Genomic DNA, 5,370 nt, shown 5'->3' on the forward strand with positions numbered 1-5,370 from the left:
CTGGGCCTCCTTGCCGCGGCAGTCTTGTGGTTCTGGGTGCCCCCGCACCGGCCGACGTCGCTCGCCCGGAGCTAGCCCACGCGGCGCCGTGCCTGATGGCTGAACAGACAGCTGGCAGCAGCGCTGAGGGTGAACCCCACCCCAACGATCATTGACAGCCCGGACCAGAAGAACAGGGGAATGCGTGCTGTCCCGGGGACGGGCGCGGGTCCGATGAGCTGGACGTACAGGTACAGGATGACACCGAGTGCGAGCCCTGCCACTCCCGCAGCCCAGCAGAAGGTGAGCCACAACCGTGAGGCCGCCCAATGCTCGCCGTAGCCGGACCACACATTCCAGGCGTTGCCGAACCGCATGATCAGCAGACCGCCCAGCAGGGTCCACGCACCCACCACCAGGAAGGCCGCGATGACGTCTGCGGGACGATGCCACAGGTTGAGGAAGGTGGTGGCCCCGGCCGCCACCGAATAGGTGCCACCGGCTGCGGCAGCCAACGGTCTCCACCTCGGAGTGACCACCAGGAAAATCGCTGCAGCAGCTGACGCGGCGAGAGTGGTGTGGCCGGACGGCAGCGAGTTGAAGTCGAGCGTCGGCACGCCCCGGTCGGGGCGATCGAACAACAGGTTCTTCAGGACCTGGGTGGTGAGGTTGGCCCCGGCAATGGTTCCCAGGGCGATCACCGCTGCCGACCACCGCTGCCTGCGTAGCGTCACGAACAGGATGACCGCCGCAGCGAACAGCACCGACAGCGCCGGCAGGCTGTCCAGAAACTGGAGGAAGGGTTGCTGCGAGTCGGGGGCCGCGAAACCAGCCTCACGCCAGGCCGATTCGTCCGCGAACTGGCCGGTGCTGGTCCGCACGAACGCCCAATAGGTCCAGCCCAGCGCCACGGCACACACCAGCGAACCCATCAGGAACAGTGATGGGTTCCGGGCGGCGGGAAGTTTCCTCCCCGTCGGGTTCGCGGATTTTTGTGGGCTCACCCTGCAAGACTTCCATACCGGCGCTGCACTTCTGCAATCCAATCGTGATCTTCCGGCAGGCCGTGATGCCGGCCCGGCTACGCACAATGAGAACATGGGTTGGCATACTGGGCCTCTGGCGGCATCGCTCGCCGCGATCGCGGTGGCAATGTCTGCGTGCGGTGCGGTCGGGGTTCCGACGTCGGCGCCTACCGGTTCGAGCCCCGCCGATCCAGTGGTGCCTGATCCATCCCCGTCCAGCGGCATCGCGGCGACAGGGGAGGTGCTGGCCCAAACGACCGTCTGGCAGCAGGGCGATGGTCTTCCCCAGCTTTGCCTTGGCGCGGTTGGGGAGTCCTATCCGCCCCACTGTGGTGGCCCCGTGGACCTGCTCAACTGGGACTGGGACGCCGTTGAGCAGTTCGAAACCGCCTCCGGGGTGACGTGGGGCACTTACGCCGTCCAGGGAACCTGGGACGGCAAAGCCTTCACCCGGACCCAGGAACCCATCCCGCTCTCGCTGTACGACCCGATGGCCGACTTCGATCCGCGACTGGACCCAGCGAACCCCGGATCCAATGACGAGGCCACCCTTGAAGGGATCGAGCTCGACATCCGGGCGTCGGGCGACCCGGTGATCTACTCGTCGATAACGAACGGTTATCTGGTTGTCGCAGTCGACTATGACGACGGTACCCGCCAGGAACGCTACGATCGCGAGTTCGGGCCGGACACGGTGATCGTCCAGTCGGCACTCCGGCCGGTGCCCTGAGCGACGACGTCCTGGGTTCGGTGAGGAGCACCGTCGCGCTGCCTGAACCCGGTCGCGTAGCCTGAACCCGTGAGTACACTTCCCTCAACCGCCGAGCTTCTCGCAGTCGCCCGTGTGGTCTCGATTCCCATGCGGGTGACCTTCCGCGGGGTCCAGCACCGTGAGGCGCTGCTGGTGCAAGGGCCGGCCGGCTGGGGCGAGTTCTGCCCGTTCCCTGAATACGACGACGCCGAGGCCGCGCCGTGGCTACGGGGAGCCATCGAGGCCAGCTGGGAGGGCTTCCCCGCTGCTGTTCGCGGGAAGGTTGCAGTCAACGCGACGGTCCCGGCTGTCCCAGCCAGTGAGGTCGAATCGGTGCTTGCCCGGTTCGGTCCGGTTACCGCGGTCAAAGTGAAGGTCGCCGAACGGGGCCAGACCCTTGCCGACGACCTGGCCCGCGTCGCCGAGGTGCGGCGGCTGCTACCGGCTGCAGGGCTGCGCGTTGACGCCAACGGCGGCTGGACTGTTGCTGAGGCGGTGATCGCCCTCACGGTGCTGGCCGAGCACGGCCTTGAGTATGCGGAGCAACCGGCGATGACCATTGACCGGCTCCGCGCCGTCCGGCTCGAGTTACGCCGTCGGGAGATCCCCGTCCTCATCGCAGCCGACGAGTCCGTCCGGAAAGAATCCGACCCGTTGCGCGTGGCACGCGAAGATGCTGCCGATCTGCTGGTCATCAAGGCTGCGCCACTTGGCGGGGTCCGGCGGGCCCTGGACATCGTTGCGCAGGCCGGGCTTCCCGCCGTCGTCAGCTCCGCCCTGGATACCTCGGTGGGAATCAGCGCCGGGGTGGCGCTCGCGGCCGCGCTGCCGGAGCTGCCGTACGCCTGCGGACTGGGCACCGTCTCTCTCATGCGCGGCGACGTCACCGAACGGTCGCTGGTGCCCGACGGCGGCTGGCTGGCGGTGGGCAAGGTCCAGGTCTCCGATGACCTGCTGGAGCGCTATGCGGCAGATCCTGAACGGACCGCCTGGTGGCTCGACCGGCTCGAACGCACCCGGGCACTGCTCGGCTCCGCCTAGATCTCCCACCCCCTCCGCCTCTTGGATCCGGGGTGGCGGGGGGCCGAAACCGGCAAAAGTCCTGCGGAATGGCTGAACGGAGGCGGAAGTTCACCTTCCTGTCACCTGGACTGCCCGCAGTGTTAGCCCGGCCTTGTCAGTGTGGAAGCTGCTCACCCCGCTCCACTGCTGGAAGGCACCACATGAGTGACACGAAGAAGCGCTTTTTGCCCATGCTTGGCCACACGAATGGAAAGCGCAGCGCGGTGACGTGCGCGTTGAAGTGTGACAATGCGTGCGCTTCGGCAGTCTGCAACACGTCCGACAACAGCTATTTCAGGGATGTCGTCTCCTCTGAGTACTCCCGCCGGAACGTGCTTGGCGTCGGTGCCGTCGGGGCGCTGGCCCTCATCGTTGGTGGACAGACAGGCACCCGGGTGCCGACAGATCCCCAGCTGGCGCCCGCCGTCGCCCTCCAAAAGCGGGGGCCCCGGAGCAACCTGAAGTTCGCCCCGATCCGTCCGGTAGATGCTCTGGTAGATGATTTCACGGTGCCGAAGGGCTTCACCTGGCAACCGATTATCCGCTGGGGCGATCCCCTGTTCCGCGAGTCGCCGGTGTTCGACGTCTTTAACCAGTCCGAGGCCGCACAGCAACTGCAGTTTGGCTACAACTGCGATTACACGGACATTCTGGATCTGCCGGGAAGCAAGGGCAAACGGGCCGTGATGTTCGTCAATCACGAGTACACCAACGAACCCATCATGGTGCCACCCAGTCTGCCGGCCGCGGAGGTGCGGGGTATCGGCCGCGCAGCGCACGGTCTGACAGTGGTGGAACTGGAGCGTCAAAACGCTTCGAAGGCCTGGAAGTATGTTCAGGGCGCACCGTTGAACCGTCGCTTCCTGCTCGACACCCCCTACGAGTTGACGGGTCCCGCCGCCGGATCCGATTTGGTCAAAACCATTGATGATCCCGCGGGCCGAACCATTCTCGGAACCCTCGGCAACTGCGCCGGCGGAACCACTCCCTGGGGAACTATCCTGTCAGGGGAGGAAAACTTCAACGGCTACTTCGTCAGCCCGGGAACCAGTGCCTCGGACCGTAGATACGGGCTCACCGCGTCTCCGACGGCCCGTGGCTGGGAGGTCGACGAACCTCGGCTGGATACCCGGAACAAGGGATACCAGAACGAAGCGAACCGTTTCGGTTACATCGTCGAGGTGGACCCCTTCGACCGGACCTCGACGCCGAAGAAGCACTCGATGCTTGGCCGCTTCAAGCATGAGGGCGCCAACGTGATCGTGGCTGGCGACGGCAGGGTGGTGGCTTATTCCGGTGACGACGAGCGGTTCGATTACCTCTACAAGTTCGTCTCCCTGAACCGGATGGACACCGCCGGCACTCCCGCAGCTCGGCGGAAGAACATGACGCTCCTCTCCGAGGGGTCGCTCTACGTGGCGCGGTTCCAGGGCAACTCGGCCCCCGAAATTGATGGGTCCGGCGATCTGCCCACCGACGGGGAGTTCGACGGCGTCGGCGAGTGGTTGCCACTGATCGTCAACAACAAGTCGGCAGTGCCGGGAATGAGCGCTGCTGAGGTAGCGGTCTATACCCGGCTGGCCGCCGACAAGGTGGGTCCCACCAAAATGGACCGGGCCGAAGACGTGGAGCCGAACCCCAGCACCGGCAAGGTTTACGTGGCCTGCACCAACAACACCAACCGCGGTGTCGGCGCCAACTCGCCTGCTGACGAGGCGAACCCGCGAACCGCTAACCGGTCGGGACATGTCGTTGAGATCACCGAGAACGGCGGAGACCAGACCTCTGCTCGGTTCACCTGGAACCTGTTGATGGTCTGCGGTGACCCGGCCAATGACCCCACCGTGTACTTCAGCGGATTTCCAGCGCAGAAAGTCTCGCCGATTTCATGCCCGGACAACCTGGCGTTCGACTCGGTCGGCAATCTGTGGATCTCCACTGACGGGCAGCCGGGCACCATCGGGTACTGCGATGGCTTGTTTCAGGTCACCCTCGACGGGGAGGAACGCGGCAAGGTGGAACAATTCCTCGCCGTACCACGGGACGGCGAGACGTGTGGGCCGATCATCAGGGACAAGGACCGCCACGTTTTCGTTGCAGTCCAGCACCCGGGGGAGAACGGCGTCTGGGGAAACCAGACCTCCCTGTTTCCCGACTATGTTGCTGATGGCAGTAAACCGCGCAGCGGCGACGCAGCGGTGCCACGCCCCTCGGTGATACAGGTCCTTCCGGGTAAAGACAAACGTCCCGGTCGTGGCCGCGGTGCGGGCAGGCTGCACAGTGACGACGATCGCGGCGGCAGGGAAGCGAAGGCAACAGGCAACCGTTAGCCCCACTTTCCGCCGGGACCCCCCGCCCTTCCCATCGAGTCAGCACAGATAGCCGGTTTGGCGCCGGAATCCTGTCAGATGTGTTGACTCGATCCGGGTGGGGGAGCGCGTTCTGGGCGGGGGAGCGCGTTCCGGGTGGGGGACGAGCGCGGAACCCGATGTGTGAGGATTGAAGCGTGAATGAGCAGCTGAACTCCGTCGACGCCGCCCGGCTAGCCGTTGC

General features: G+C 65.5%; 4 protein-coding genes. 3 read left to right on the plus strand and 1 reads right to left on the minus strand.

Features of this window, described 5'->3' with window-relative positions; genetic code table 11:
- Positions 1-71 precede the first annotated feature (71 nt).
- On the minus strand, positions 72-983 hold the full coding sequence (locus K728_RS0107835; RefSeq protein ID WP_024476346.1) for a phosphatase PAP2 family protein: 912 nt from the start codon (positions 981-983) through the stop codon (positions 72-74).
- A gap of 94 nt (positions 984-1,077) precedes the next feature.
- Between K728_RS0107835 and K728_RS20895 the strand changes: the two genes are divergently transcribed.
- From K728_RS20895 to K728_RS0107850, 3 genes are all read left to right on the plus strand, one after another.
- Positions 1,078-1,734, plus strand: a complete 657-nt coding sequence (locus K728_RS20895; RefSeq protein ID WP_026040952.1) for a hypothetical protein — start codon at positions 1,078-1,080, stop codon at positions 1,732-1,734.
- Positions 1,735-1,803: 69 nt separating this feature from the next.
- Positions 1,804-2,796, plus strand: a complete 993-nt coding sequence (locus K728_RS0107845; protein ID WP_019481826.1) for an o-succinylbenzoate synthase — start codon at positions 1,804-1,806, stop codon at positions 2,794-2,796.
- A gap of 182 nt (positions 2,797-2,978) precedes the next feature.
- Positions 2,979-5,147, plus strand: a complete 2,169-nt coding sequence (locus K728_RS0107850; protein WP_019481825.1) for a PhoX family protein — start codon at positions 2,979-2,981, stop codon at positions 5,145-5,147.
- Positions 5,148-5,370: the final 223 nt, after the last annotated feature.

Source organism: Arthrobacter sp. CAL618, from assembly GCF_000468215.1.
Lineage (GTDB): Bacteria > Actinomycetota > Actinomycetes > Actinomycetales > Micrococcaceae > Arthrobacter_D.

What these genes read in the sequence shown, in the direction of transcription:
- K728_RS0107850 (WP_019481825.1), top strand. Translation starts at nt 2,979, where the DNA reads ATGAGTGACACGAAGAAGCGCTTTTTGCCCATGCTTGGCCACACGAAT.
- K728_RS20895 (WP_026040952.1), top strand. Translation starts at nt 1,078, where the DNA reads ATGGGTTGGCATACTGGGCCTCTGGCGGCATCGCTCGCCGCGATCGCG.